At 59.7% G+C, this 795-nt stretch carries 1 protein-coding gene; it reads left to right on the forward strand.

Annotation, left to right across the window (positions count from 1 at the left end):
* Window positions 1-252: 252 nt before the first annotated feature.
* Window positions 253-795: helix-turn-helix domain-containing protein (locus tag GY725_22195; GenBank protein MCP4006900.1), on the forward strand; the 543-nt coding region annotated here is incomplete at its 3' end.

The following is a 795-nucleotide window of genomic DNA, read 5'->3' on the forward strand; positions in this document are numbered from 1 at the left end:
AGATAAGGGCACAAGACGGTTCACGGTCACGACTCTTTCGCAGGTACAATTGGCGAGATCATGTCGGGGGGTGGCCCGCATCGCGATGCGTTCAAAGCGGCAGCGGATGCAACGCGGGCACGTATCCGCCGCGACCGCGCACGGGCGCCGGCTTCCCTGAGGAAGGTCTTTACGGTCGTCGCCCGCAGACTCTTCGACCCTACGCTAAACGCTGGCGAAGCGTGGAAGGCGGCCGGAGTCGGAGATCGCTCGTTGACGGCGGTATTCCGAGCCTTCACCGAAGGTCTCGGGCTCAAGCAGTACATCGAAGCCCGCCGGATTGAGGTTGCCGCCGTTCTGATCCTGATCACCAATCTGGATCTCGACTCGATCAGCGAGAAGATCGGCTACACTCACTACCCGACATTTACCGAGGCCTATAAGAGGCAGAAGAAGATACTGCCATCCGGTGTAGTGCGTGAACACCTGCCGCCGCCCGAGGTCGATGACGGGACGTCACTCAGGGCCGGTCGGGGCCTACTCACCGTTGATGCGTTCGTGCGTTACGTCGAGGATTTGATGCCGTTGTATCAAGGGGCAGAGAAAGACGTCCACATCGGGCCTTGCCCCGATCCCGAGCCGTTGATCGTCATTGTCGATGGCGCTGCCGATGACCTCATGAAGGCCGAAGACTTGTGGCGAAAGATCCGTGATCTGCCGTTTGACGAGCAGTGCCGGATGGTACGGGGATACCGTTTCGGCTCAACGGTGCTCTTCGACCTGCTACGCAAGCAATCTCTCCTTGAAGGACGAAAG

The sequence above is a fragment of the bacterium genome (genome assembly GCA_024226335.1).
Classification (GTDB): Bacteria; Myxococcota_A; UBA9160; order SZUA-336; family SZUA-336; genus JAAELY01.